General features: G+C 35.3%; 27 protein-coding genes and 1 other annotated feature. Of the genes, 14 read left to right on the forward strand and 13 right to left on the reverse strand.

Translation table 11 applies throughout. The features are described 5' to 3' along the window. Window positions 1–37 precede the first annotated feature (37 nt). The 4 genes from ACW0JX_RS24640 to ACW0JX_RS24655 all read left to right on the forward strand — a co-directional run bounded on the left by ACW0JX_RS24640 (window position 38) and on the right by ACW0JX_RS24655 (window position 3,489). The gene (locus tag ACW0JX_RS24640; RefSeq protein WP_000148834.1) at window positions 38–703 is read left to right on the forward strand and encodes a response regulator transcription factor; all 666 of its coding nucleotides are present in this window, start codon (window positions 38–40) and stop codon (window positions 701–703) included. Next, window positions 681–2,123: a sensor histidine kinase gene (locus ACW0JX_RS24645; RefSeq protein WP_459245162.1), complete on the forward strand. Its 1,443-nt coding sequence runs from the start codon at window positions 681–683 to the stop codon at window positions 2,121–2,123. The genes ACW0JX_RS24640 and ACW0JX_RS24645 overlap by 23 nt, the downstream gene beginning before the upstream one ends. 141 nt (window positions 2,124–2,264) lie before the next feature. After that, window positions 2,265–3,167 (forward strand): EamA family transporter, encoded by a 903-nt coding sequence (locus tag ACW0JX_RS24650; RefSeq protein WP_459245163.1) that lies wholly within the window; start codon window positions 2,265–2,267, stop codon window positions 3,165–3,167. A gap of 67 nt (window positions 3,168–3,234) precedes the next feature. Continuing rightward, window positions 3,235–3,489, forward strand: a complete 255-nt coding sequence (locus tag ACW0JX_RS24655) for a hypothetical protein (RefSeq protein WP_459245164.1) — start codon at window positions 3,235–3,237, stop codon at window positions 3,487–3,489. A gap of 41 nt (window positions 3,490–3,530) precedes the next feature. Here the strand turns inward: ACW0JX_RS24655 and metG are convergent, their stop codons facing one another. Then, window positions 3,531–5,165 (reverse strand): methionine--tRNA ligase, encoded by a 1,635-nt coding sequence (gene metG / locus ACW0JX_RS24660; protein WP_459245165.1) that lies wholly within the window; start codon window positions 5,163–5,165, stop codon window positions 3,531–3,533. Between the two features lie 50 nt (window positions 5,166–5,215). Next, window positions 5,216–5,486, reverse strand: a binding site (T-box leader). 114 nt (window positions 5,487–5,600) lie between these two features. Between metG and ACW0JX_RS24665 the strand changes: the two genes are divergently transcribed. The 4 genes from ACW0JX_RS24665 (at window position 5,601) to ACW0JX_RS24680 (ending at window position 10,871) form a co-directional block, all read left to right on the forward strand. Then, the gene (locus tag ACW0JX_RS24665; protein ID WP_459245166.1) at window positions 5,601–6,419 is read left to right on the forward strand and encodes a class I SAM-dependent methyltransferase; all 819 of its coding nucleotides are present in this window, start codon (window positions 5,601–5,603) and stop codon (window positions 6,417–6,419) included. A 414-nt stretch (window positions 6,420–6,833) separates the two neighbouring features. After that, window positions 6,834–8,528: a methyl-accepting chemotaxis protein gene (locus ACW0JX_RS24670; RefSeq protein WP_459245167.1), complete on the forward strand. Its 1,695-nt coding sequence runs from the start codon at window positions 6,834–6,836 to the stop codon at window positions 8,526–8,528. A gap of 213 nt (window positions 8,529–8,741) precedes the next feature. Beyond that, window positions 8,742–10,433, forward strand: coding sequence for a methyl-accepting chemotaxis protein (locus tag ACW0JX_RS24675; RefSeq protein ID WP_001012202.1), 1,692 nt, complete (start codon window positions 8,742–8,744; stop codon window positions 10,431–10,433). Window positions 10,434–10,553: 120 nt separating this feature from the next. Then, window positions 10,554–10,871 (forward strand): metal-sulfur cluster assembly factor, encoded by a 318-nt coding sequence (locus tag ACW0JX_RS24680; protein ID WP_000076418.1) that lies wholly within the window; start codon window positions 10,554–10,556, stop codon window positions 10,869–10,871. Between the two features lie 49 nt (window positions 10,872–10,920). Here the strand turns inward: ACW0JX_RS24680 and nprB are convergent, their stop codons facing one another. From nprB to ACW0JX_RS24715, 7 genes are all read right to left on the reverse strand, one after another. Then, window positions 10,921–12,570: a neutral protease NprB gene (gene nprB, locus ACW0JX_RS24685; RefSeq protein ID WP_000745123.1), complete on the reverse strand. Its 1,650-nt coding sequence runs from the start codon at window positions 12,568–12,570 to the stop codon at window positions 10,921–10,923. Window positions 12,571–12,727: 157 nt separating this feature from the next. Continuing rightward, on the reverse strand, window positions 12,728–13,426 hold the full coding sequence (locus tag ACW0JX_RS24690) for a pirin family protein (RefSeq protein WP_063548971.1): 699 nt from the start codon (window positions 13,424–13,426) through the stop codon (window positions 12,728–12,730). A gap of 51 nt (window positions 13,427–13,477) precedes the next feature. Further along, window positions 13,478–13,888, reverse strand: coding sequence for a MarR family winged helix-turn-helix transcriptional regulator (locus tag ACW0JX_RS24695; RefSeq protein ID WP_000845480.1), 411 nt, complete (start codon window positions 13,886–13,888; stop codon window positions 13,478–13,480). Window positions 13,889–13,999: 111 nt separating this feature from the next. After that, a complete protein-coding gene (locus tag ACW0JX_RS24700; RefSeq protein ID WP_053563403.1) occupies window positions 14,000–14,434 on the reverse strand; it encodes a DUF3920 family protein in 435 nt (144 codons plus the stop codon). 136 nt (window positions 14,435–14,570) lie between these two features. Continuing rightward, window positions 14,571–15,164 carry an undecaprenyl phosphate transporter UptA gene (uptA, locus tag ACW0JX_RS24705; RefSeq protein ID WP_459245168.1) on the reverse strand — a complete coding sequence of 198 codons (594 nt, stop codon included), beginning with the start codon at window positions 15,162–15,164 and terminating at the stop codon, window positions 14,571–14,573. A 79-nt stretch (window positions 15,165–15,243) separates the two neighbouring features. Then, a complete protein-coding gene (locus ACW0JX_RS24710; RefSeq protein WP_000380223.1) occupies window positions 15,244–16,443 on the reverse strand; it encodes a cation:proton antiporter in 1,200 nt (399 codons plus the stop codon). Window positions 16,444–16,447: 4 nt separating this feature from the next. Further along, window positions 16,448–16,942 carry a cation:proton antiporter regulatory subunit gene (locus ACW0JX_RS24715; protein ID WP_001026075.1) on the reverse strand — a complete coding sequence of 165 codons (495 nt, stop codon included), beginning with the start codon at window positions 16,940–16,942 and terminating at the stop codon, window positions 16,448–16,450. Between the two features lie 410 nt (window positions 16,943–17,352). On the opposite strand from ACW0JX_RS24715, the gene ACW0JX_RS24720 reads away from it, so the two are divergent. From ACW0JX_RS24720 to ACW0JX_RS24730, 3 genes are all read left to right on the forward strand, one after another. Beyond that, window positions 17,353–18,786, forward strand: a complete 1,434-nt coding sequence (locus ACW0JX_RS24720; protein WP_000227591.1) for an alanine/glycine:cation symporter family protein — start codon at window positions 17,353–17,355, stop codon at window positions 18,784–18,786. Window positions 18,787–18,999: 213 nt separating this feature from the next. Further along, window positions 19,000–19,440 (forward strand): Dps family protein, encoded by a 441-nt coding sequence (locus ACW0JX_RS24725; protein ID WP_001041895.1) that lies wholly within the window; start codon window positions 19,000–19,002, stop codon window positions 19,438–19,440. A gap of 348 nt (window positions 19,441–19,788) precedes the next feature. Then, a complete protein-coding gene (locus ACW0JX_RS24730; RefSeq protein WP_000656311.1) occupies window positions 19,789–19,986 on the forward strand; it encodes a hypothetical protein in 198 nt (65 codons plus the stop codon). 107 nt (window positions 19,987–20,093) lie between these two features. On the opposite strand, the gene ACW0JX_RS24735 is transcribed toward ACW0JX_RS24730, so the two are convergent. The 3 genes from ACW0JX_RS24735 to ACW0JX_RS24745 form a co-directional block, all read right to left on the reverse strand. Then, window positions 20,094–20,597, reverse strand: a complete 504-nt coding sequence (locus ACW0JX_RS24735; RefSeq protein WP_000533785.1) for a DinB family protein — start codon at window positions 20,595–20,597, stop codon at window positions 20,094–20,096. A gap of 414 nt (window positions 20,598–21,011) precedes the next feature. Continuing rightward, window positions 21,012–21,293: a hypothetical protein gene (locus ACW0JX_RS24740; RefSeq protein ID WP_000390916.1), complete on the reverse strand. Its 282-nt coding sequence runs from the start codon at window positions 21,291–21,293 to the stop codon at window positions 21,012–21,014. Window positions 21,294–21,398: 105 nt separating this feature from the next. Continuing rightward, a complete protein-coding gene (locus tag ACW0JX_RS24745; protein WP_459245169.1) occupies window positions 21,399–21,977 on the reverse strand; it encodes an LOG family protein in 579 nt (192 codons plus the stop codon). A 73-nt stretch (window positions 21,978–22,050) separates the two neighbouring features. On the opposite strand from ACW0JX_RS24745, the gene ACW0JX_RS24750 reads away from it, so the two are divergent. The 3 genes from ACW0JX_RS24750 to ACW0JX_RS24760 all read left to right on the forward strand — a co-directional run bounded on the left by ACW0JX_RS24750 (window position 22,051) and on the right by ACW0JX_RS24760 (window position 23,541). Further along, the gene (locus ACW0JX_RS24750) at window positions 22,051–22,374 is read left to right on the forward strand and encodes a MazG nucleotide pyrophosphohydrolase domain-containing protein (protein WP_000355749.1); all 324 of its coding nucleotides are present in this window, start codon (window positions 22,051–22,053) and stop codon (window positions 22,372–22,374) included. A 53-nt stretch (window positions 22,375–22,427) separates the two neighbouring features. Next, window positions 22,428–22,934: a ferritin gene (locus ACW0JX_RS24755; protein WP_000949403.1), complete on the forward strand. Its 507-nt coding sequence runs from the start codon at window positions 22,428–22,430 to the stop codon at window positions 22,932–22,934. 151 nt (window positions 22,935–23,085) lie between these two features. After that, window positions 23,086–23,541: a DUF418 domain-containing protein gene (locus ACW0JX_RS24760; protein ID WP_459245170.1), complete on the forward strand. Its 456-nt coding sequence runs from the start codon at window positions 23,086–23,088 to the stop codon at window positions 23,539–23,541. Window positions 23,542–23,585: 44 nt separating this feature from the next. Here the strand turns inward: ACW0JX_RS24760 and ACW0JX_RS24765 are convergent, their stop codons facing one another. Both ACW0JX_RS24765 and ACW0JX_RS24770 read right to left on the reverse strand, forming a co-directional pair. After that, on the reverse strand, window positions 23,586–24,767 hold the full coding sequence (locus ACW0JX_RS24765; RefSeq protein WP_000706853.1) for a NupC/NupG family nucleoside CNT transporter: 1,182 nt from the start codon (window positions 24,765–24,767) through the stop codon (window positions 23,586–23,588). Between the two features lie 354 nt (window positions 24,768–25,121). Then, window positions 25,122–26,303: a NupC/NupG family nucleoside CNT transporter gene (locus tag ACW0JX_RS24770; protein ID WP_000673841.1), complete on the reverse strand. Its 1,182-nt coding sequence runs from the start codon at window positions 26,301–26,303 to the stop codon at window positions 25,122–25,124. Between the last annotated feature and the right edge of the window lie 124 nt (window positions 26,304–26,427).

Raw genomic sequence — 26,427 nt, forward strand, 5'->3', positions numbered from 1 at the left:
ATATTGCAGTAAAAAGCGTTATTTAGGAGGTGTTACTATGACGCATATACTGGTGATTGAAGACAACCCAGATATACAAGAACTTATTCGTGAATTTCTAATGGCACAAAACTTTACCGTTGATGTAGTTGGTGCTGGAACAGAAGGTATTCTTCTTTTCCAAAAAAATTCATATGATCTTGTCCTCCTCGATGTAATGTTACCAGATATAGATGGCTATAGTATTTGTAAAATTATGCGAGGACAATCTGATGTACCAATCATTATGTTAACAGGCTTACATAATGAAGAAAGTGAAATTAAAGGATTTGAGTTAGGGATTGATGACTATATTACGAAACCGTTCCATTACACTGTATTTATTAAGCGTGTAGAGGCTGTATTAAGAAGGGCAGCAACGAAGGAAGCAGAAGCTGCAACTATACTACAATTCCATGAATTGATGTTAAACTCTACAGCATATGCAGCTTATGTTCATGGTAATCAAATTGAATTGACAACAAAAGAATTTGAAATTATTTATACTTTACTGCAAAATCGAGGAAAAGTATTATCAAGAAGTGATTTGTTGAATAAGGTATGGGGCTATGAACATTATGGTGATGTAAGAGTTATAGATACACATATTAAAAACTTAAGAAAAAAATTAGGAATTACTTATATTAAAACGGTGAAAGGTATTGGCTACAAAATCGAATCGTAGTAAAGACAACATCACCAAAAATATTTTCATCAAAACCTTATTATTTTGTATTCTTTTATCACTTTGTCTTTATCAAATTATTTACTTTCTAGCTTCAAACTACGATAAAGAACGTTTTGCGAAAGAAAATGGAACGCCGACTACAGAACAGGCGGATTCAGATAAGCAAAACGATCAAAGTAAAACGAATCAAAATAAAGCTGTGTCAGAAGGGAACATTTCTAATTTCCAATCTTCTATTGTAGATTATAAATCTCTTTCTGCAGCTATCAATCACCTTTTGCAGCCTAGCCAAACTGCAAAAGCAAAAGAACATACACAAAACCTTTCGGGGAAAAATGGCACTTCTAATCAGCTTACAGAAGCAGAAAAGAAAGCCGCTAATAATGATGCCTTACATACACAAAATGCAGCAAGTAAAACAAATGATACAAATGATAATCCAAAGTTAGCAGATGCGTTGCAGCAGTTAGCTCCACAGGTTGGCGCGACAATGCTTGCATTATCTCTACTCGGATCTTTAATGTACGCAAAACTAATTGCTAAACCTTTTCAATATATGAGCGATGCTTTAAAAGATATTATGAATCTTGATTTCTCAGATAAAAAGCTACTTAACAAAAATACAGATCAAACAGATTTTAATTTGTCAGTAGCCGCTTCACAAGTACCAAATATTGTGAAGAATTTACATGAGAGCAATCAAGATTTAAGAAATGAGCTCAAGAAGGAACAACAATTAGAACAATCTCGTAAAGAATTTATGTCTATGGTATCCCATGAATTAAAAACACCCATCGCAGCCGTTATGGGACAACTAGATGGCATGATTCACGGAATTGGAGCTTATAAAGATAGAGATAAGTATTTGAAACGTTCCTACGAGATGATGCAAGACATTAACATATTAACGGAAAAAATGTCGGAATTATCCAAAATACAAAACCCTCAATTTAAACCGAATTTAGAAGTCATTTCTTTATCTAATATTATTGAGGATGTTATAAAGAAAGTAGATTACTTTGTATCTGTAAAACAATTAAATGTACAATCTAATATTAAACACGACGTACAAATTTTAGCTGATCCTAAATTTATTCAAACTGCTATTTTTAACATTATTTCAAATGCAATTCATTATACAATTGACCATCAGCACGTATATATAAAGCTTTATGAAAAACCAAACGGTTACGCATTAGAAGTATTGAATACAGGTTCACAAATTGATGAAGATAAACTTGCTCATTTATTTGAGCCTTTCTATCGCGCAAACCCTGATAAACACGGTTTAGTACAAGGTAGTGGTCTTGGATTATATATCGTGAAACAAATATTAGATAAACATCAGTTTCCTTACGGGATACAAAACACAGCTCAAGGTGTAAAATGCTCCATTGTATTCCCAAAAGCAATGTAACATTCACTATAATTACATACCCCAAACTCATACTTCATGTGTGAGTGGCGGAATTTTGTAGAGTGTCTTACTCTGTTTCGTTCGCCCGTTATCCTTATTTGGATAGCGGGCGTTTTTTATTACTTAAAAGGAGGATTTTTCATGGATAAGTTTAAATATTCATTGCTCGTTTTATTCGGTGCTTGCGGCTACGGCATACTTTCAACTATTTTCAAACTCGGATTCATAAATGGATTTTCAGCACATCAACTATTAGGGGGACAATATGTCTTCGGATGGATTGGACTATTTCTACTCGTTCTTTTCTTTTCACGTCATAAAGTAACAAAAAAACAATTCTTTTCATTACTAACCGTCGGAACAACAATGAGTATGACTGGAATTTTCTACGCTATTTCTGTAGAAGAACTACCCGCATCTATCGCTGTCGTCCTACTCTTTCAGTTCACTTGGATTGGTGTCATTATCGAAGCAATTGCAAATCGAACATTTCCAAGCCGCGATAAGATCATATCTATCCTTATTTTATTTGCTGGTACATTGTTTGCAGGTGGTGTATTTGAAGGCCTCGGACAAAGTTTTTCTACGAAAGGGATTATCTTTGGGCTATTAGCTGCAGTCTCTTTTTCATTCTATGTTTTTGCAAGCGGACGCGTTGCTACAGATGTTCCGCCTTATACGAAAAGCTTTCTCATGACAACAAGTGCGACTCTTATCGTATGTCTATTCTTCCCACCAACCTTTTTAACAGATGGTGCCCTGCAAGCCGGTCTATGGAAATATGCTTTCTTCCTCGGATTATTCGGCGTTGTTGTACCTGTCATTTGTTTTTCAATCGGTGTACCAAAGGTTGGAACAGGACTCGGTACAATATTAGGTGCAGCTGAATTACCAACTGCTATTATCGCTTCTATTACACTTGTACATGAAGTCGTAACATTCATGCAGTGGATTGGTATTATTTTTATATTGGTTGGAATTTTCACTCCTCAGCTGCTTACGGCTAGGAAAGAAAGGAAACACAATCGCGTGCATAGCGCTTGAAAAAGTACAGAATTTATATAAAAGATATAACTGCAATTAAAATAAGTAAATTTATCTGGAGGTATAAATGACTATTTTAAGCATCATATTTTTTGCTATTATGTGTATCTTCTTCCTAATAAGATATATGAAAGAAAAGAAATTTTACGATTTACTTCTCATTCCCGTTTCTATATATGCAGGAGCAGTGAAAACTCCTTTCGTAGAGTACTTAAACTTTAATACTACATTTAAAATAACGTATGATATTGCAGCTATTATTCTTGTAATCCTTGCCGTACTTTTCTTTTTGAAAGATAAGAAAGAGAATCATACTGCATAACAAAAGACCTTTCATTTACTTGAAAGGTCTTTTTCTATATTTCACTTTACCGCTCCATATAGCTTCCCTACCTCATGCTCAATTTGTTTTACATCGATTCGCTCAAATAGTGGCTGCACGCTATCAATTCTACTTGGCAACGTATTTTGCGGTTCCCAATTTCGTTTAATAATCGACAATGTGCATCTAACTCTTTCACTTGAAAATGGTAAAAACGGTTCAAGGAGATTTGCAAAATTAGCGATAAGATACACACAGTTATAAATCGTTTCTTCACACGAAACTGGATCATCTTCTCTTTGTTTCCAAGGCTGCTTTTCATCAAAATATTTATTTGCAAAACGTACTGCATCAAATATTGTCTCTAACGCCACCTTAAATTTAGTTTGCTCAATCGCCTCTCCTACATTTTTATATAATCCTTCTACTTTATCTTTCAGCTCTATATCAATAGTCCCCTTTGGTACAGTGCCATCATAATATTTTTCAATAAACTTTAATGTGCGGTTCACGAAGTTTCCATATGCTCCTAACAATTCACTATTATGACTGTAAATAAATTCACGCCATGAAAAATCAGTGTCACGATTTTCTGGTGCATTTACTGTTAAGAAGTAACGGATAGAATCTGGATCATAGCGTTCTAATATGTCAGGCACCCATACTGCCCAGTTTTTACTTGTAGATAATTTTCTTTTTTCAACTGTTAAATATTCATTCGAAACGATATGACGCGGGATTGCTTCTTCCCCTATTCCAAGTAATACCGCTGGCCAAATGACGGAGTGAAATGGAATATTATCCTTGCCGTGTACATAATATGTTTGCGCATCGCTATTCCAAAACTCTTGATCATCTTTTCCTGTTTCTTCAGCCCAATGTTTACTCGCTGAATAATATCCTGCCACTGCTTCAATCCATACGTAAATTTTTTTATCTTCATACCCTTTCACTGGAATTGATACCCCGATTGGTAAATCTCTTGATACAGCCCTATCTTGTAACCCTTCCTTTACATATCTTTCCGTTAATTGAATTGCATTATCACGCCATGTTCCTTTTTCTTTTGCGATTTCTACAACTTTTTTAATTTGCTCCTGAAATGTATGCAATGCAAAATAGAAATGCTCTGTTTCCTCTACAGATGGCGTACTACCACATAACTTACATTTCTTTTCTAACAAATCAAGAGGATCTAAAATAGCAGAACAAGCATCGCATTGATCTCCTCTTGCTGCTTCATGGCAATATGGACATATTCCTTCTACATAACGATCCGGTAAAAACTGCGTACACGTTTCACAATACGCTTGTTCCACTGTTTTTTTATAAATATAGCCTTCTTCTAATAAACGTAAAAAAACTTTTTGAACAGTTTCATGATGATGCTCGCTATCGGTACGTGTATAGCAATCATACGTAAAACCGAGATCACGAAAACATCGCTGAAATTCTTCATGATACTTATTAGCAATTTCTTTTGCTGTCACACCTTCTTGTTTTGCTCTAATTGCAATCGGTGTTCCATTGCAGTCACTCCCTGAAACATACAGCACATTCTCACCTTTTGCCCTGTAATAACGCGCTAAAATATCTCCAGGTAATAAACTCGCAATATGGCCAAGGTGTAACGAACCATTTGCATACGGCCAAGCGCCTCCAATAAAAATACTCATCTTATATCCCTCCTTTAAAATATAAAAAGCCCCGCCCCTATCTTAAAAAAGATAAGGGCGGGGCTGTATAAACAGTCGCGGTACCACCTTATTTCGCCAATTACTCACATAATTAGCCTTAACAAGTACGGAGCTATATGCTCTTATACTGTGGTTTTGATAACGAGTACCAACTCTCGTCGCCGCCTACTATTATCATTTGATAAGTTCAGGACGAAGCTCAAAGGCCATTGTTCAAATGAATATTCTTGCTTCTTCTCAGCTACCGAAGCTCTCTGGAAAGAATGTGTTCATCCTACTTTTCCTTTTCAACGCTTTTACGTATAACAAGTATTGTACGACTTAATCACAGAAAAATCAAACTTTTATTCAGAACGAAAAGGAAATCCCATCCTCCCGCCGAATACCTATACGTTCACAAAAGGAGTGATAACATTGAACCAAAAACAACTAAGCACTATAAATGAAAAAAGCTGGAATACAGCTGCTTATGAAGCTTGGACGAATCGCCATGGGGCGCCAGAGGATTATGCAAAAAAAATTATGGAAGATCCCACACGCGAAGTAGCACATTATTTACCTTACATACAATCTCCAAAAGGAAAACGTATTATTAACTTACTCGGCTCAAAAGGAAATAAAGCTGTCGCACTTGCCCTTTTAGGCTCTGACGTAACAGTTGTTGATATTTCAGCAAGTAATGCAAAATATGCAAATGAACTTGCGGACGCCGCAGACGTCTCTATTCATTACATCGTTTCTGATGTACTAGATGTAAATCTCTCCAAATCATTTGATATCGTATTACTGGAGCTTGGTCTACTTCATTACTTTCTAGATTTAAAACCACTTTTCAAAAAAATTTCTCAACTACTAAAGCCAGGTGGGATACTTATCCTTCGCGATTACCATCCAATATACACAAAGCTATTAGGAGTAGACCATCCATCATTTCGAGCAAGTGGAAATTATTTCGATGAAGAATTAATTGAAGATGATGTTGCTTATAGCATCCTTCTTACAGAAGCACAGAAAGAATCGCTACCTAAAACAACCATCCGTCGCTGGACGCTAGGAGAAATCATTACAACACTTGCGGAAGAACGTTTTAAAACTGAAAAACTAGTTGAAGAACATGGATCTCATCAAAGATGGGTCTTCCCTTCTACTGCACCAGAAGGAATCGAAGAACGTATCCCTGGTCTATATACAATAATTGCGACAGCATGCAAAAAAGGATCCCTTCACGGATAGGATCCTTTTTGCATGCTCACGCATATAAGTTGAGGTTGGAGATTACCATAATTCTGTAGAATAGGACACAAGATATTTCAACATTTCGTCTCTGACTTACGTCGTCAAAAAGGGGTATGACCAACATAACGAAGAGTAATGTTTTTAGTTGATACTGATAATCGTTATCAACTAATTAGAAGTATACATGATGTCATTTCAAATTTCAATAGCATTTCTAATATTTATTTATGAATTTTATGATATGCAAATGTATACATTTTAAGAACTTTTTCTAATACCAATCTGACCCCTTCCATTATCTGCTATAATTTTTATTGAACAGATTAATAACTTCATAATAATGTTTTTATTAATTTTGTTTTAAATATCTATAAATCATAATAAACAGTTTAAATGAGGGTAGGGGTAACGATGAAATATGTTAGTATTCGAAAAAAACTACTGTTCACACTCTTAAGCATTTCTTCTTTATTTAGCATTGCTCTTATTGTTATTCTTTCATTCGCCATGAATCAAGCAAGTGAAATCGAAACGTTAAAAAATGATGTATCGAAAAGAGCGACGATTTTAAAAGAACGTGGCGATTGGTTCCAAGCACAAGTTGCTGGTTTACAAGAATATTTGCTATCACATGATCAAAAAGGATTAGATAAGTTCAACCGAGAAGGGAAAAAATTAGCTGATACTAGAGAGAAAGTAACAAGTGACAAAAAGCTCCCAGAAGGAATGAAAGAAGCCATTTTAATGGGAGGAAAATGGCGTAGCGTCATAGATAATGAGGTACTCCCTCTTGCGCGTGAAGGAAAATGGGACGAAGCATCCAAAATTGCTTTATCACAAACAGATTATGTAAATGATCTTTTAGGTCGTTTTAATAAATATACAAATGAAGAAAATGAGAAACGTGACGCATTAATTGCTGATGTCGAGTCTTCTTCATCACTTATTCAATATATTATTTTCTTCTCACTCATTACATGTACATTAACGTCTATCTTATTAGCATGGTGGTTCTCTGGTAAACTCGTTAAACCAATTCGAAAAATTGATGAGAAGTTAAAAGAATTAGCTTCTCAAGATGGAGATTTAACGGCTAGATTACACGTAACGAGTAAAGATGAAATTGGTGACATTGCAAATTCCTTTAATCAAATGCTCACTAACTTACAGCATATAATAAAACAAGTTCAACAAACATCAACAAGTGTAAAAGAAGCTTCCGAAAATGTATTTATCGAAACAACCGCTTCTATGGAAAATACGGCAAGGACCCAAGAAACTATGAATGCTCTTGAACACAATATTCGTTCACAAGTTTCTAGCATTGAAGAAAGTTCAACCGCAATGGATGACATGGCAACGAGTGTTCAGCGTATCGCTGAGTCCGCCTCTTCTGTTACTAGTTTAGCTGTCACAACGTCAGAAAAAGCAGATGATGGGAATAAAGTCATTGAGAAATCTATTACACAAATGCATACAATTAACGAAGCTGTTAACGCTACATCACAAGTAGTTGAGCGACTCATTACACATACAAATCATATAGATACTGCACTTCAATCTATTTCGAATATCGCCGACCAAACAAATTTACTCGCTTTAAACGCTTCTATTGAAGCAGCTCGTGCTGGTGAACACGGCAAAGGATTCGCTGTTGTTGCCGATGAAGTTCGAAAACTTGCTGAACAATCTCAACTAGCCGCAACTGACATTAACCATTTACTTCATCAAATTCAAGCTGATACAAAAATAGCAAATGACATGATGACACAAGGTCAAGCAGAAGCTTCTGAAGGAATTACTGTTATTCGTACCGCCGGATCTTCATTCTCAGAAATTGTTAACCACATTAACAAAGTCTCTACGCAAATGCAAGAAATGTCTGCAACTGCTGAAGAGATGGCTGCAAGCTCTGAAGAAATGAACACAGCTTTAAATAATATCGCTTCTATTTCAAACGAAGTTGCTGCAGAAACCTCACAAACAGCACATTCGGCTGGTGATCAAGTAAACAAAATGAGTATCGTGGCTCACAAATCATCTGAAATGAAAACAATCGTACAAGAACTTGAAGTTCTCGTTTCTCATTTCAAAACAAACGCTTAAAGTGAAAATGACACGAGCTCAAAGGTATAGGAAAGCAAGTTTTACAGTTTCTCTTTTTTCACTTTAAAATATCTCTTTCTATCTCTCATTCCGTCTGCTATAATTCCTAAAGGAAATAAGAAAGCTTTATTCCAACTGGAGTAAAGCTTTCTTTCAATTTTTTACATTTATTAATTCTAATACTAAGATTTCACAAAGGAGGCTTTTAATCATATGAATTTTGTAAGTATCAGAAAAAAACTTATGTTCATGATGGGAACGATTTGCGCTTTATTTGGTATCGCCTTAGCATTTATTTTATTTTTTGCTATCGACCAATCTCGTAAAGCTGAAACATTACAAAAAGAAATTTCTCCACTGGCAACAGAATTGAAAGAGCGTGGAGACGCTTATCAAGTACAGCTCTCTGCTTTAAGAGGTTATTTACTACAACATGATCAAGTCGAATTAGACAAGTTTAATGAGATGAGTAAACGTCTTGAGGATTCAAAAGATAAACTTCTTTCTAATCCAAATGTTTCTTCGTCCGTGAAAAGCACAATGGAATTAGGGTCTACTTGGAGAAAGTTCGTTGAAGAAAAAGTATTTACTCTTGCAAAAGAACAAAAATGGGAAGAAGCTTTACAAGTAGCTTCTTCAGAAAATGGCACTGTCTATAAAGTAATTGGTGATTTCACAAATTACAGTAATGAACAAGCTAAATTACGTGAACAATCTATTGAAAAAATTGATCAATCTTCACTAGGAATTGAATATGCAGTATTTCTATCACTTGTTATTTGTATTGTCGTTGCGATTATTCTTGCATGGTGGTTCTCTGGTAAACTTGTGAAACCAATTCAACAAATTGACACGAAACTAAAAGAATTAGCCTCTCAAGAAGGTGACTTAACAGCACGTCTACAAGTAAATAGCAACGATGAAATCGGTGCCATCGCAGCATCATTTAATAAAATGTTAGAAAACCTACAACATATTATTAATCGTGTTCAAAAAACATCAGTGGAAGTACAAACCGCTTCTGAAAATATGCTAGAAAAAACGAATACATCACGTGAGGCGACATTAAGAGTCCAAAGCTCGATGTCCAACTTAAATGCAAGTATTCAATCACAAACTTCTAGTATGGAAGAAAGTTCAACTGCAATGGATGATATGGCAGTAAGTGTTCAGCGCATTGCTGAATCTGCTTCATCTGTAGCGGAACTTGCTGTTGCCACATCTGAACATGCTAGCGATGGAAGTACCGTTATCCAAAAATCTGTTTCACAAATGACAACGATACACGAAGCTGTAAATGCTACGTCAGAAGTGGTTGAACGTCTAATCACTCATACGAAATATATTGATACTGCTGTACAATCTATTTCTAATATTGCTGAGCAAACAAACTTACTTGCTTTAAATGCTTCTATTGAGGCAGCTCGTGCTGGCGAGCAAGGAAAAGGATTTGCTGTCGTAGCTGACGAAGTTCGAAAACTTGCTGAACAATCTAAAACAGCTGCAACAGACATTAATCAATTACTACATCAAATTCAAAATGATACAGAAACTGCTAGCTCAATGATGTCTCAAGGCCGTTCTGAAGCATTTGAAGGCATTAATGTTATTCGTGAAGCTGGTACTTCTTTCTCAACAATTGTAGAACAAGTAAATAAAGTATCTACTCAAATGCAAGATATATCAGCAACTGCTGAAGAGATGGCTGCAAGTGCCGAAGAAATGAACGCTTCACTTAATAACATCGCTTCTATCTCGACTGAAGTATCCAGCGAAACTGCCGCAACGGCACAATCTGCTGAAAAAAAAGTTATCGTTATGAATGAAATGGCAGTAACTGCTGGAAAAATGAAACAAACAGTTGAAGAGTTAGATCAACTCGTATCTCATTTTAAAACAGAATAGATTTTCAAAAAAATATCCCCCTTTCAAAGAGGGATATTTTTTTGAGCTCATTTCCTGCACATTATACTCATTTCCGTTATAATGAGAATCGATATCATTAAATTGTAGGAGGGGCTGCTTATGTCACAAGAAGCATTTGAAAATAAATTATTTGCCAATTTAGAAGCTGTTATTGACCCTGAACTAGGTGTTGATATCGTTAATCTTGGATTAGTGTATGATGTTACAGCAGATGAAAATAATAATGCTGTCATTACGATGACTATGACTTCTATCGGTTGTCCAATGGCTGGGCAAATCGTATCAGACGTTAAAAAAGTATTATCAACGAACGTACCTGAAGTTAATGAAATAGAAGTAAATGTCGTTTGGAATCCACCGTGGTCGAAAGAACGTATGTCACGTATGGCGAAAATCGCATTAGGCATTCGCGACTAGCGGGATAAAGAAAAAAAACCTGACACTCTAGTCAGGTTTTTTTCTCTTATTATTTTACGCCTACTGCATCATAAGCTTTCGTTACAGCTTGTACAGCTTTAGAGTTTTTACCATATAAATCTTCAGCTGACTGAAGTGCAGCTTGACGCATCATTTTGAAGTCAGAGTTTGCAGTTAAATATTTCGTAAGCGCACGGTAGTAAATTTTTTCTGTCGCTTCACGGCCCACTCCAGTTACTTTCACGCCGTAGTGATCTCCGCCTTCAGATACTAAATAAGCAGCTTTATTATTAATACTACTGTTAATATGAACGCCGCCATTATCAGCTGTTCCAGTATAACGTTTACTATAGTGATCTGGGTAACCTTCACTTGGTTTTAATGGGTTTGGAATAGATGCTGGATCTTTTAGTGAACGAAGTGCATCGCCTGGTTTATCAGGTGTATAAATGTCAGCACCTAAATCCCAGCTCTTCTTCTCAACCATAACACCCATAATATCAGATAACGATTCATTTAACGCCCCTGACTCATTTTTGTAAACAAGGTTTGCTGTATGCTCAGTTACAGCATGCGTTAATTCGTGACCGATAACATCAAGTCCAGCAGATAATGGAATGAATGTTTTTCCATCGCCATCACCATACATCATTTGCACACCATTCCAAGCTGCGTTATTCCAGCTCTCCCCTACGTGAACAGTAGAAATAAGCTTCGCACCTTTATCATCGAAAGAGTTACGATTAAATGTCTTTTTGTAGTAATCATATACTTTTCCTGCATTTACATGCGCATCAACTGCAGCTTTATCTTCGAAGAACTTAGATTTACTTTCAACTTCTTCTCCTGTATATCCAAGCCATTGTGAGAATAAATTAAACCAGTTCTCGTCCATATTTTCTGCATCAAATGTATGAACACCTTGTCCTCGTTTACCATCAAACAAGTTGAATTGTCCTGTTTTCGTATCTTGAGCAATTTCAAATGATTGTCTAGCACCTAATACTCCGTAACCAAATCCAGTAATGTTATCTACAGCGTTATATTTCTCAATAACATTTCCATTCGTTGCATCAACAAAATAATGCCAATATCCTGGAGCTGGTTTTGAAATCGATGCCTTAACTAAGTATGCAAGGTAGTAATTACCGTCCTTTTCATATACAAATAAATCTTTTTTCACACCGTCATAACTCTTTACTTTACCAATTTCTTTCTCAATATCTGCCTTAGCAATTGTTTCTGCTTGTTCCGCAGTAATGCTTGCAGCTGCAGGAATATTTTTATCATCTAAATTCGGAATAACTTGTCCGAAGAATGCTTTTACATTATTCTCTTTATCAAGTGTAACAGTTTGATCAGAACCGTACACAGGAATGTTATTATGTTTCTCAACTAGCTTTACATGTGTCGTATCAGATTCAGCGTCTTTTTCTTCCCCAACGATATTAAAATGCTTTTCAATATTTCCTGCTAATTTAAACATATCTTTCTTACTCTCTAAGTATTGAAAGACCGTCTCTTTTTTATCTAGCCCTTCCGGTGCTTTCCATTCTTCACCTATGTATGCAGGTGTTTTAAATTCTTGATGATATTGAATTTTTTGTTCTTCCGCTTTCGTTGTCGTTGCCCCAAACGCTCCAAATCCCCCGGCGATAACAGTTAACGCTAATGCTGATGAAATGACTTGCTTTTTCACTATAACATTCCCCATTCCCATAAAGATTTTTGACACTTTTATACAATTCTGATTTTTACAGCTGATACCTCTATCCAAAATTTGAGAAACATTTTTCAGACAATTCCAATCAAAAAAAAAGGACATCCTATCGGATGTCCTCTTTTTTTTACGCATTTTATTGTTTTTTCAATTCAATTGCTAAATAGTGTGATTGCTCTTTCGCTTGAATGTGAATATCTTCTTCTACCGCTTCTGCTGCATCACGCATAACAAGATTTTCACCATTGATTACACTGCTTCCTTCAATTTGTACAAGGTACAATTGACGGCCTTCTTTCACTGGAAAATGAATTTCTTTTCCAGCCTCTAATGATAAGGAGTATAAATTCGCATCTTGGTGAATTTGAATTGGTGCATTTCCTTCTACTGAAGATACCATATGGAACCATTCATTTTCGCGCTTGCTCCAATCAAATTTAAACTCACCATAGTTTGGTTTATGATCCGCACGGTCTGGTAAAATCCAAATTTGTAATAAACGCAGCGTTTCATTTCCTAAATTATGCTCGCTATGAAATACACCCGTGCCAGCACTCATATATTGAACATGTCCACGCTCAATCGTTCCGCGATTTCCCATGCTGTCTTCGTGTGTTAAAGCACCATCTACAACGTAAGAAATAATCTCCATATCACGGTGCGGATGCATATCAAAACCAGTTTGTGCCGCTACTAGATCATCATTAATAACACGTAACGCTCCGAAGTTCATGTTATTTGGGTTATAGTAATTAGCAAAAGAAAAATGAAAATGTGTATTTAACCAGCCATGATTTGCTCTGCCCATATTTTTATGATCAACTTTTCTAAACATAGCCTTCACCTCATACTATCTCGAATTCGAGATTTATTTTAAATTTTTTTCTTACTGTAACTTTTTTAGTAGTGTTAATAATTGCTTTTGTTCCTCTATATTTAAATTATGAAACTTCTCTGCTTGGAACGTTTCTTGAGGTGGAACGATTTCCTCATATAAAGCTCTTCCCTTTTCTGTTAAAGAAATATATTTCGTAGTACCCTCTTGTTCACGCGAAATCCACTCAAGCTGCTCCATTTTATTTAAAAGCTGCGTTACATTTCCTTTCGTAACAAATAGCTTATTTCCAAGTTCTTGCTGCGTTAAACGATCATGTCCTCCAACTTGAGCTAACACATCAAACTGGGCGGCAGATACATTCCATTTCTTCAAATGCTGATTCGTCTCACGAATACTCTTATTATAAAAACGTGATAAACGAAACCATAATAGTAGCCCTAGTCTATCTTCTGTTTTCATTTCATCACCTCGCTCGTTTCATACCATTAGTTTAGAGCTAAACTTTATAAAAGTCAAATACTTATTTTTAATAAGTACAAAGAAAGCACAGCGCTATTTCTCCACTATGCTTTACATTAACTTTCTACTCTTATATTCATCCAATTTCCTCTCCGCGAACTTCCTCGCATCTTTTTCAATCCACCGCTCTTCGTACCGTTCACTTCCCACATACAATATATCTCTCTTATGCTGCATCGCATGGCGGAATTCATGCAGTAGCGTTTTGAGAACTTGCTCATACTCTTCCCATATACAAACGAAAATTAATTGCTTTTCTTTATGATAAAAACCACCTACTGGGAATAGGAACTCTTCTTCCTCTTCTCCTAATGATAGAAGCACATCGTTTGCATCACACGTATCACAAAAAATAACGGGCGTTTTACATACTTCAATAAGAGAAAACAAATCCTCTCTCAACTTTTTGATATCCCAAGGAAGCTCCGAATCCAACACATACCAATTCTCTACCTGTTGATATACATTTTGAAACTGGAGTTCCATTTCTCTTTATTCCCCTTTCCAAGCACCCTTTTTCTATATGTATGCCACAATATGGTAAATATTAAACGTATTCTTTCATCCTTGAAAAAATGCCAATAAAAAAGAATCTACGTCGACATAGATTCCTTTTCTGTAATCACTTTTTTTTCATCATTTTTTTTAATACAAAATAACCAATTGCACAAACAATAGCAGCAAGTGCAAAGTATTTCACATATGGCCCCGCAACTTTATTAATACTTTCCCACTCTGTTCCTAATTTAAAACCTAAATATACAAACACAATTGACCACGGAATAACAGCTAATGTAGTTAGCGTAATAAACTTAGCATGTGACATTTTCGCAATACCCGCTGGTATCGAAATAGCATGACGCACAACCGGAATAAAACGTGCGGTAAAGATAACGCCAGTTCCATAACGATTAAACCAATCTTCAGCATAATCAATATGTTTCTTCTGAATTAAAATATATTTTCCATATCGCTCAAGAACAGGTCTTCCTCCATATCGACCAATCCAATAAATGAATAGTTGTGCAATTACACCACCAATTGTACCGAACGCGACAGTGCCCCAAAATGTAATGCTTCCTGTTGATACTAAATAACCTGCATAAGCCAATACGATTTCACTTGGAATAACCTCTAGCATTAATCCAAGCATAATTCCCCAATAACCAAGTCCTTCTAAAAAAACTAAAACCGAATGAATCAACTCTCCTAACATCATTTACCTCTCTTTACTGTTTTCATTACAAAAATAAAAGTACAAGCAGGAAATATCTTGTACTTTTATTTTTTTTAATTTAGTTAGTCTTCGTATCCCACTTAAAGATTTTATTTAAGAATTTATATACATTCTTCGACTCTTTTGTCAAAAGTGGGCCTAAAATGGATAGTATAAGCACGTATAGTGCTGAGAATGGTTTCAGTACTGACATTAAACCACCGGCGATACCGATATTAGCCATAATGATGGAGAACTCTCCTCTTGAAACGATTGTTAATCCGATATTTGTTGATGCTTTATGAGATAATCCAGCTTGTCTTCCTGCGATCATTCCTGCTACAAAGTTACCGATTATCGTAAGAAGGACAGCGCCTAACGTTAACCATATCGCTCCGCCTAATGAGAACGGATCAATACTTAACCCGAAGCTGAAGAAGAAAATAGCTCCGAAAAAGTCTCTAAATGGAACAACAAGATGTTCAATTCGGTCACTATGCTCCGTCTCAGAGAAAACTAATCCTAGAAGAAGTGCTCCAATTGCTTCTGCAACGTGAATTGTTTCTGAAAAACCAGCAATGAAGAATAAAGAAGCAAATACTACAATAATAAAGATTTCATCTGAGCTAATGTTGAGCAATTTATTTAATAACGGCGTAGCCTTTCTAGCTACTATAAAGAATAGAAGCATATATCCTAAAGCAATTCCAATTGAAGTAAGGGCACCTAAGAAGGAAGCGTGATCTCCAAGTACTAAACCAGAAACAACTGATAAATATACAGCAAGGAATATATCTTCAAACATAATAATTCCTAAAATTAATTCGGTTTCATTATTACCAGTTCTTCTTAAGTCCACTAACACTTTAGCAACGATAGCGCTAGAAGAAATCGTAATAATACCCGCAATAATTAAGATTTCTAGTAATGGGAATCCCATTATAAATCCGTATAACAAACCAAGTGAAAAGTTAATTAAAATATAAATCGTTCCGCCAATCGCAATAGAGCGTCCAGATTTAATTAGTTTTTTCATTGAAAATTCTAATCCTAGATAGAATAGAAGGAATAGAACCCCAATCCGTCCAAGGAAGGAAATTACACTTGCACTTTCAATAAATTTGAGATCGATAACACCTATCGTCGGTGCATGCGGTCCTACTAACATTCCAAGAACAATTAGAAAAGGAATTACTGAGAATTTAAATTTTCCAGCAATTACTGCGGCAATTGCCACTAAAACTAAAGCTGTACCAACTTCAAAAATTAACGTATCCATCTAATCAGTCCCCCCTATTTGAAAGTAATTCATTAATGATTTTTTTAATTTCTTCTCTCTCACCTGAAACTACAAGCATATCTCCTTCTTCAATTACTGTTTCTGGTCCTGGATTAAATAGCTTCTTCATGTTCTTCTTCATAACTGCGATTATCGTTACGCTATATGTTTTTCTTATTTCAAGATCGCCAATTGTTTTTCCGATTGCTGGAGCTGTATTCTCTACTTTAAACCACTCAATTGCTAAACCTTCAAAAACCATCTCAACATTTTCTAACGCCCTAGGCTTATATACCATTCCACCTAATATTGCTGCAATTTGTCTTGCCTCTGAGTCACGTAGTGAAATACTTGAGATGCTTTCTTCATGGTCTGAATCAAAATGATACATTTCTCTACGTCCATCATCATGAATAACAATTACCATCTTTTCGTTACCTTTCGTAACGATTTGAAACTTATAACCAATACCTGGAAGTTCACTTTCTCTAATATTCATTTTTAGCTCCTCCATAACTTTTTTTATTTTAATTTTCTGTTTTTCTGTCTTTTATTCATCCAATCAATTTTAGAAATTCTAACCACTCAGGATATTTGTGATTTGGAAATCTTTTATTGTAATAATAAGTGGATCCTAAAAAGATACTTAAAGATGTAATGATAAAAAATATATTACTTCTCATTTTCAAACTCTCAAGGCTTACTTTCAATAAAGAATCTTCTTTCAAATTATCCCCACCTTCTCGCTTTAAATTTAGTTTTTTAAAATGTAAATAATTCTAAAAATATTACGATGTAACATAATCATAACACGAAAATGACTTAAGTAACATAATTTTTTAGAAAAATTGATTCTCGTATATTTTTTGCATATAATTTTCTTATTACGAAAAAAAGGAAGTGTATTATATGGTTGATATCTTTAGCAGATTCCTTGAGGTAACGAATAATATTTTATGGTCATATATTCTTATTGCAATGCTAATCGGCTTCGGTCTTTACTTCTCTTTTAAATTAAAATTTGTCCAAATTACTCATTTCAGTGAGATGGTCAGCTTAATTAGTAAAGGGTTTAATCGAAAAGAAAAAAAGAAAGATAGCATCTCTCCATTCCAAGCATTTTGCTTAAGTGCAGCAGCACGTATCGGTATCGGAAACTTAGCTGGCGTAGCATTAGCAATTTCAATGGGTGGACCTGGCGCAATATTTTGGATGTGGTTTATCGCGATTATCGGAGCAGCTACTAGTTTCGTAGAATGTACACTTGCGCAAATTTATAAAGTAAAAGATGGAAGTAGGTTCCGTGGTGGACCAGCATATTACATGGAAAAAGGGTTAAACAAACGCTGGATGGGCGTCTGGTTTTCACTTCTTATTACAGTTGCGTACGGATTAATTTTCAATTCAGTGCAAGCGAATACAGTAACAATAGCGTTTGAAAATGCTTTTGGACTAGAGCGAACAATCGTAGGAGCTCTATTAGCCTTATTAGTTGCAGTTATTATTTTTGGTGGTATTAAGAGCATTTCACGTATTACAGAAATGATTGTTCCGCCAATGGCAATCGTTTATATCGGCGTGGCTATTTTTGTCGTTATTAACAACTTTAGTATGTTACCAAGCATTTTCATGGAAATCTTTAACGGTGCATTCGGTTTAGACCAAGCCATCGCTGGTGGTATTGGAGCAGCAATCAAGTTCGGTATTCAGCGCGGTTTATTCGCTACAGAAGCAGGAATGGGTAGTTCTCCTAATGCAGCCGCAACATCTGATGTATCTCACCCTGTAAAACAAGGGCTTGTTCAAGCATTAGGCGTTTTCGTAGATACATTCTTAGTATGTACATCAACAGCGTTTATCGTATTATGTTCTGGACTTTACAAAGGATCAAATTTAGAAGGCATCGAATTAACACAAAACGCATTAAGTTCACAAATTGGACCGTGGGCAAGCACTTTCTTAGCGATTATTATTTTCCTATTCGCTTTCAGTTCACTTCTAGGAAACTACTATTATGGTGAAACAAATATCGCATTCATTAAAGAAAGCAAAACATGGTTAATGATTTATCGTGTTGCAGTTGTCGGAATGGTATTCTTCGGATCAATCGCTGCTCTTAAAACAGTTTGGAGTTTAGCTGATTTATTCATGGGACTAATGGTATTCACAAACTTAATTGCCATCTCATTCCTTAGCAAATTTGCTTACGCTGCATTAGTAGACTATTTGAAGCAAAAGAAACAAGGCAAAGATCCTGTCTTCGTTGCAAACTCTATCCCTGGCTTAAAGAATACAGAGTGCTGGGATGGACAGGATGTAGAAGAAAAACAAAAGGCTGTTTAACAAATAAAAGCGGAAGCGGCTCGTTTAGAACAAGAGCCATATCTCAAACAAAGGCCCTATTACTTCATCGTAATAGGGCCTTTTATTTACAACAGTTCATAATTTGTTCAAATTAATTCCAGCAAAAGGGTTGATTTATAGAGATTACTAGATTATAATAATTATAAATTAGTAATTGGTATCACATAACAACTCAAAAGGAGATTGATCATAATGAACAAACAAGTAATCGAAGTATTAAACAAACAAGTAGCAGACTGGAGTGTTTTATTCACAAAACTTCACAACTTCCATTGGTATGTAAAAGGGCCTCAATTCTTCACATTACACGAGAAATTCGAAGAACTTTACACAGAATCAGCTACTCACATCGATGAAATTGCAGAACGTATTTTAGCAATTGGCGGCAAACCAGTAGCAACAATGAAAGAATACTTAGAACTATCTTCTATTCAAGAAGCAGCATACGGAGAAACTGCAGAAGGGATGGTCGAAGCAATCATGAAAGACTACGAAATGATGCTAGTCGAACTGAAAAAAGGCATGGAAATCGCTCAAGATTCTGACGATGAAATGACATCTGACCTACTACTAGGTATCTACACAGAACTAGAAAAACACGCTTGGATGCTACGTGCGTTCTTGAATCAATAATAGACTTTAAAGCGGAAGCGGCTCGTTTAGAGTCGCTTTTTTATGTAATGGTCGCACTTAACGGTACACGAAATTATATCAACGATTTTTCAAATATATCGATCATAACTCGCAATATATCAACGATTTTTTCATTATATCGATCATTACCCGCAATATATCAACGATTTTACAAAGGATATCAATTTGCCGACAAATCACGACAATATCAGCGCCCCTCTCCCATACTTTTATCAATATATTACAATCTCATCTATGTTAAAATATAGGAAACACCCTTTAGTATCATAGATCCAAAAAGCTTTTCCAAATTCATCATTTACTACTTAAATGACGGGAGTGGTTCAGTTGAAAGACTACTTAATTAGAGCTTTTTTTGCGTTGATAACAGTTGGGATTCTCTTACTTATAGCTAATATTTTCAATATACGTGTCGAGGTTAAAGACTATGCTTTCCTCGTTGTCGTAGCAATTGGTGGCGGATGGGGTGGCTGGTACCTGTATAAAAAACAAAATAAAAATAACAATAAAGGCATTCCGAAATAATATGGAATGCCTTTATTCTATATTACATAATTAAACTTAAACCAATAATAAAAGCAGTCCCCAAAAAATATCATAAAAACCCATATTCTATGGTAAATAAAAAGAATTCATTTTGAATATAGAAACAGTCCAAAATCTTGCATAACAGAGGTATAACCCATTTGCCGCAACATTGTGGCTATATTCCCACGGTGATATGCTCCGTGGGTGACGACGTGTAGTATTGTTTCAGAAACCGTCGTATCTAGGTGCCCAGCATATGGATTATCAACCTCAACCACTTTTTCATAATCTTGTTGACTACTTAAAAGTACTTTATATCGTTTAGATAATTCATAAAAACTAGTTTTCATTTCCTCAATATTTTTTGTTTCCAGCTGCTCTTTCAATTGGTCTGTGTGTACCATTGCATCACTCATGCTTTTACCAGAAATAATCTCAAACCAGGCTAAATCTGTGAGGTATATGTGAGACATTACTTTTGCAACCGAAGAAAAACCACTCTTAACTTCCTTATGGAAAATGTCTTGCGGTAGTTCTTTTAAGCGATTTAAAATAACTTCATTTGCCCATAAGTGGTAGTTATACATTTTTAATACAGAACGCCCCATGCTCATCTCTCCTCCAATTTTCATTTTAATGATTAGATTATGATACATAGCTGATTAAAAATTTCCAAAGGATTACATCTATAAAATTTATTCTCATTTCGATTAAAAAAACCTCTACTAACTTCATAAAAACATTCGGTATCTTCCACAATCTGACCCTTTAACGGAACAATTATATGTCACTCAATAATTCCTTACTCACCCTTTATTCAGATGTTCTTTTTTAATTCATCAAAACATCCCTCCATCTACTTCCCCTCTTCAAACGCTTCCACATCTCACTATCAATATATTGAACCAAATTAAAAACACATGCTTTTTTTAAATAAACCTTCATGTGTTTCCAAAGACATCTATAAAAAACAAAGCAATCAAAATGATAAGGGCATTCCAAAGTAATATGGAATGCCTCTTTTATTGCCTTCTGTAATAAATAATGAAATTCAGGCCACTAATACAACCAATCGCAATAAACATACAAAACGATTGTGGATCTCCAGCCAAATTATACTCATCAACAATAAAGCCAATCATAAAGAGTGTTATCGCCGAAACACCGATACACAATATCGAAATAAACCAAAGCGAAAATTCATTAATTAGCTCTTTCTTCTGTGTTGAAACGATTAGCATAACAAGAATAGACGCTGCTAAAATACTTTTAAAAACAGGACGTAAATACACAAACTCCTCCATCAATTTCTCCTTTTCCAAAAAACATCATATCTCAACATTAACATATTTAACCAAATTAAAAACACATGCCATCTTAAATTAAAACGACATGTGTTTCCGTATTTGCTATGATAGTTGCTTCCACTTCGTTCCCAAAACAGGACGCTCATAATTTTGGATTGCATGAATTAGTTTATCTGCCGTCTCAGCTGAAACGATCAATTCTTTATTTGATGGATTCATAAATCCTTCTTCTGCTGCACGTTCAACCATTTGCAGAATTGGTCCGTAAAAACCTTTTATGTTTAATAAACCAACCGGCTTATTGTGTATACCAATTTGTGACCAACATACAACTTCAAATAGTTCTTCAAACGTTCCGTATCCGCCTGGAAGCGCAACAAAAGCATCTGCAAGTTCTGCCATTTTCGCTTTACGTTCATGCATCGTCTCTACTTCAATTAATTCTGTTAATCCTGTATGCACAATTTCTCCTCGGAATAGACCGCGTGGCATAACACCTGTTACACGTCCACCTAAATGAAGAACTTCGTTTGCTACTTCTCCCATTAATCCAACGCATGAACCACCGTATACGAGCTCATACTCGTTCTCAACAAACATTTTACCTAACTGAATTGCCTGCTCTTTAAACTCTGGTCTCTCCCCTAAATTAGAACCTGCAAACACACAAATCTTTCTCATCCCTACACCCCGAAACTATATATTGTTATGATACAATGAACATTGTACAACATATTGAGGAGATGAGGAAGAAATGGATATCGTTGCATTTCAAAGATGGGTTGAGGAATTTTACGAAAAACGAAGCTGGTCACAGTATAATGCCTTTATTCGCTTAAATTTCTTAACCGAGGAAGTTGGGGAAGTTTCACGAGTCGTTCGTGCTATTGAAATCGGCCGCGATCGCCCTGATGAAGATGCGAAAACAGAAGAAGAGCTAAAACAAGAACTAAAAGAAGAACTTGGCGATGTACTATCTAACCTTATTATTCTTTCGCAAAAATATGATTTAGACTTACAAGACATTATGGACGCACACGTCACAAAGCTTTCGAAAAGGTTCGAAGTATCTAAATGAGAATATTATCAATTATGGTATAATATTCTTGTCACAATACTAAGGGGGATTTTATGTTATCAAAAAAATTGCACGACGCATTAAATGAACAAATGAACTTTGAATTTTACTCTGCCCATGCTTATATGGCAATGGCTGCTTACTGTACAGCTGAGAGCTATGATGGATTCGCTAACTTTTTCCTTGTACAAGCTGAAGAAGAACGTTTCCACGCAATGAAGCTTTACAACTATATTAATGACCGCGGAGAGCGCGCTATTATTACTGGATTTGATAATCCGAATAACGAATACGAATCTGTATTAAACGCTTTTGAAGTCGCACTTGAGCACGAGCGTGAAGTAACGAAACGTATTTACAACTTATCTGATATCGCTTGGGATGAGCGTGAACATGCAACAATTACATTCTTAAAATGGTTCGTTGACGAACAAGTTGAAGAAGAAGCTTCATTCGATAGCATCATCCAAAAACTAAAACGTATTACAAGCGATTCAAACGCACTGTTTATGCTAGATGCTGAATTAGAGAAACGTACATTTACGCCTCCAGCTGAGTAATATTTCAATCGCCTTAATACATGTATTAAGGTGATTTTTTTGTTTGCTCTCTATCTTAAAATCACCTTAAATTTCCTCATATTTGACATAGTGCCAGATATAAAATGGTATTATTTTCAATATAAAAAACGAATATACGAGGAGAGGAAAAATGAATCAACGTGTAGAAGCTGTTGATGCAATTCGTGGTTTCGCTTTGTTTGGCATTTTACTAGTCAATATGACATTAATTCAATTTGGGTTCTTCACCAGTGAAAAACCAACTTATCTATTTGGCGATCTTGATAAAGGTGCTAATTGGTTTATTCAATTTTTCGGCACACATAACTTTATATCCCTATTTTCTTTTCTATTTGGGCTTAGCATTATTTTGTTACAAAAAAGTATTATCGCAACAACCATTTTTTACGCATATGGATTTGGCTTATACGGGAAAATCGGCTATTTCTTCGGTATTCTTTTAACCATCGGAATTTATACGATTCAATTATTCGTTAGCACCTATTGGCTCCAGAAATACCGAATGGGGCTAGTGGAATATGTCTGGAGACTGGGAACTTATTTAGAGAAACCACGTTTTAAAAGAGACTTGGATAAAGCAAGTTAAACAAAAAAAGCAATGAGCCTACGCTCATTGCTTTTCTTAATTTATTAAAGCATAACCCCAACGATAATCGCTGATAATATACTTACTAACGTTGCACCGTATACAAGTTTTAAACCGAATGATGATACAACGTTTGCTTGTTTGCCATCGATACTCTTCGTTGCACCTGCGATAATTCCGATAGATGAGAAGTTCGCAAATGATACAAGGAAGATAGATAAAATACCTACTGTACGAGCTGATAAATCACCAGCTACTTTACCAAGGTCAAGCATTGCAACGAATTCGTTCGTTACTAATTTTGTTGCCATAATTTGTCCTGCTTGTAGCATCTCTGATGTTGGAATACCCATTACGAATGCTAATGGTGAGAAGATGTATCCTAAAATGCTTTGGAATGTGATTCCGAAAATTGAATCGAATACACCGTTAATTGCTGTAATTAATGCTACGAAACCGATTAACATCGCCGCTACTGTTACAGCGATTGAGAAACCAAGCATAATATATTCGCCTAACATTTCAAAGAATGTTTGTTTCTTGTCTTCTTGTAATTCTAAAATATCGTCTTCTTCTTTTACTTCATATGGATTAATGATATGAACGATAATGAATCCACTGAATAAGTTTAATACAAGTGCTGTTACTACATATTTTGGATCAATCATTTTCATATAAGAACCGACAATTGACATCGATACTGTAGACATTGAAGATGCACAAAGTGTGTATAAACGATTTTTCGGTAATTTGCTTAGTTGATCTTTTACTGTAATGAATACTTCCCCTTGACCAACGATTGCAGCTGCTACCGCATTATATGATTCTAGTTTTCCTAAACCGTTAACTTTACTTAATAGGAAACCGACTGCACGAATGATAATCGGTAAAACTTTAATATGTTGCAGGATCCCGATTAATACTGCTAAGAAAATAATCGGTAATAATACTGTTAAGAAGAATGGTGCTTGTCCATCGTTTGCTAGACCACCAAATACGAAATTAACCCCAGCTTCCGCAAATTTTAAAATAGAACCAAATCCATCTGCGATCCCTTTTACTAATACAAATCCGACCTTTGTATTTAGTAAGAAATACGCAAGTACCAATTGAATAACAAGCATAAGTGCAATTGGTTTATATTTAATCTTCTTACGATCTGAACTGATAAGGAAACCTAGTACAAACACTACAAGTAAACCGACTAGAAACATTACTATTTTCATATGTGAATCCCCCACTTCTCCCACGAATTATTGGTCGTATAACGTATAACGAATGACGTCTGACCATTGTTGTTAAAAAAATTTAAAACCCCTAAAACTATTCAACTGTCATCTAAAATCAGTAAGCGTTTACATAAATTGCAATTTATAAAAGGTAGCTTCTTCTCTCCTACCATACTTGAAAGTCTGAAATTGATACCACCTACAAATCAAATTGTAAGCGTTATCTAGGTGAAATGCAATATAAATTTTAAAAGATTTTTATATGTTAATATATTCCTAATTAATTGGTTTTTTCATGCAAATTTACCATAAAAAAAGTAGCCCTAGCTATGAGCTAGAGCCATCCTTTTTTTATAACATAACACCAACGATAATCGCTGATAGAATACTTACTAACGTCGCACCGTACACAAGGCGTAAACCGAATGATGATACAACATTTGATTGATTTTCATCGATACCTTTCGTTGCACCTGCGATAATTCCGATAGATGAGAAGTTCGCAAATGATACAAGGAATACAGAAAGAATACCAACCGTACGAGCCGATAAATCACCAGCTACTTTTCCAAGGTCAAGCATCGCAACAAACTCGTTTGATACTAATTTTGTTGCCATAATTTGTCCCGCTGTTACCATTTCTGCTTGCGGGATGCCCATTACGAATGCTAATGGTGAGAAAATATATCCTAAAATAGCTTGGAATGTAATACCGAACATTGTATCAAACAAGCTATTGATTGCTGTAATTAATGCTACGAAACCGAGTAACATAGCTGCTACTGTAATCGCAATCGTGAAACCAAGCATAATGTACTCGCTCAGCATTTCAAAGAATGATTGTTTTTTCTTATTTTCTAATTTCAGTGTATCTTCTTCTTCTGTAATATCGTACGGGTTAATAATATGAATGATAATGAAACCACTAAATAAATTTAATACAAGTGCTGTTACTACATATTTCGGTTCGATCATTTTCATATAAGAACCAACGATTGACATCGACACTGTCGACATAGAAGATGCACATAATGTATATAAACGATGTTTTGGGATTTTACTTAATTGATCTTTTACTGTAATAAATACTTCTGCTTGTCCAACAATGGCAGCTGCTACTGCGTTATATGATTCTAGTTTTCCTAGACCATTTACTTTACTTAACAACGTACCAATAGCACGAATAAATATCGGTAAAATTTTAAAGTGTTGCAGAATTCCGATTAAAACCGCAAAGAATACGATTGGTAATAACGCTGTTAAGAAGAATGAAACCTCTCCTTTATTAACAAGACCACCAAATACGAAAACGATTCCAGCTTCCGCATATCCAAGAAGTGCGCCAAATCCATCTGAAATTCCTTTTACTAAAATATAACCAACTTGCGTATTTAATAAGAAATAAGATAATGCTAGCTGAATAATAAGCATAATTGCGATTGGTTTATACTTAATCTTCTTTCGATCGGCACTTATAAGAAAACCGAGTACAAATACAACGAGTAATCCTACAAGGAACATAACAAACTTCATTAATAAAATCCTCCATTTAACTCTTCATTAACGTTGAACGTCTGACCATTCAAAACAAGAAATAATCCGAACTTTCCATTTCCCCTCCAAAATCTTCAATCGGATAGGAAAGATCATAAAACCT

The organism is Bacillus sp. C-3-6, from assembly GCF_054509685.1.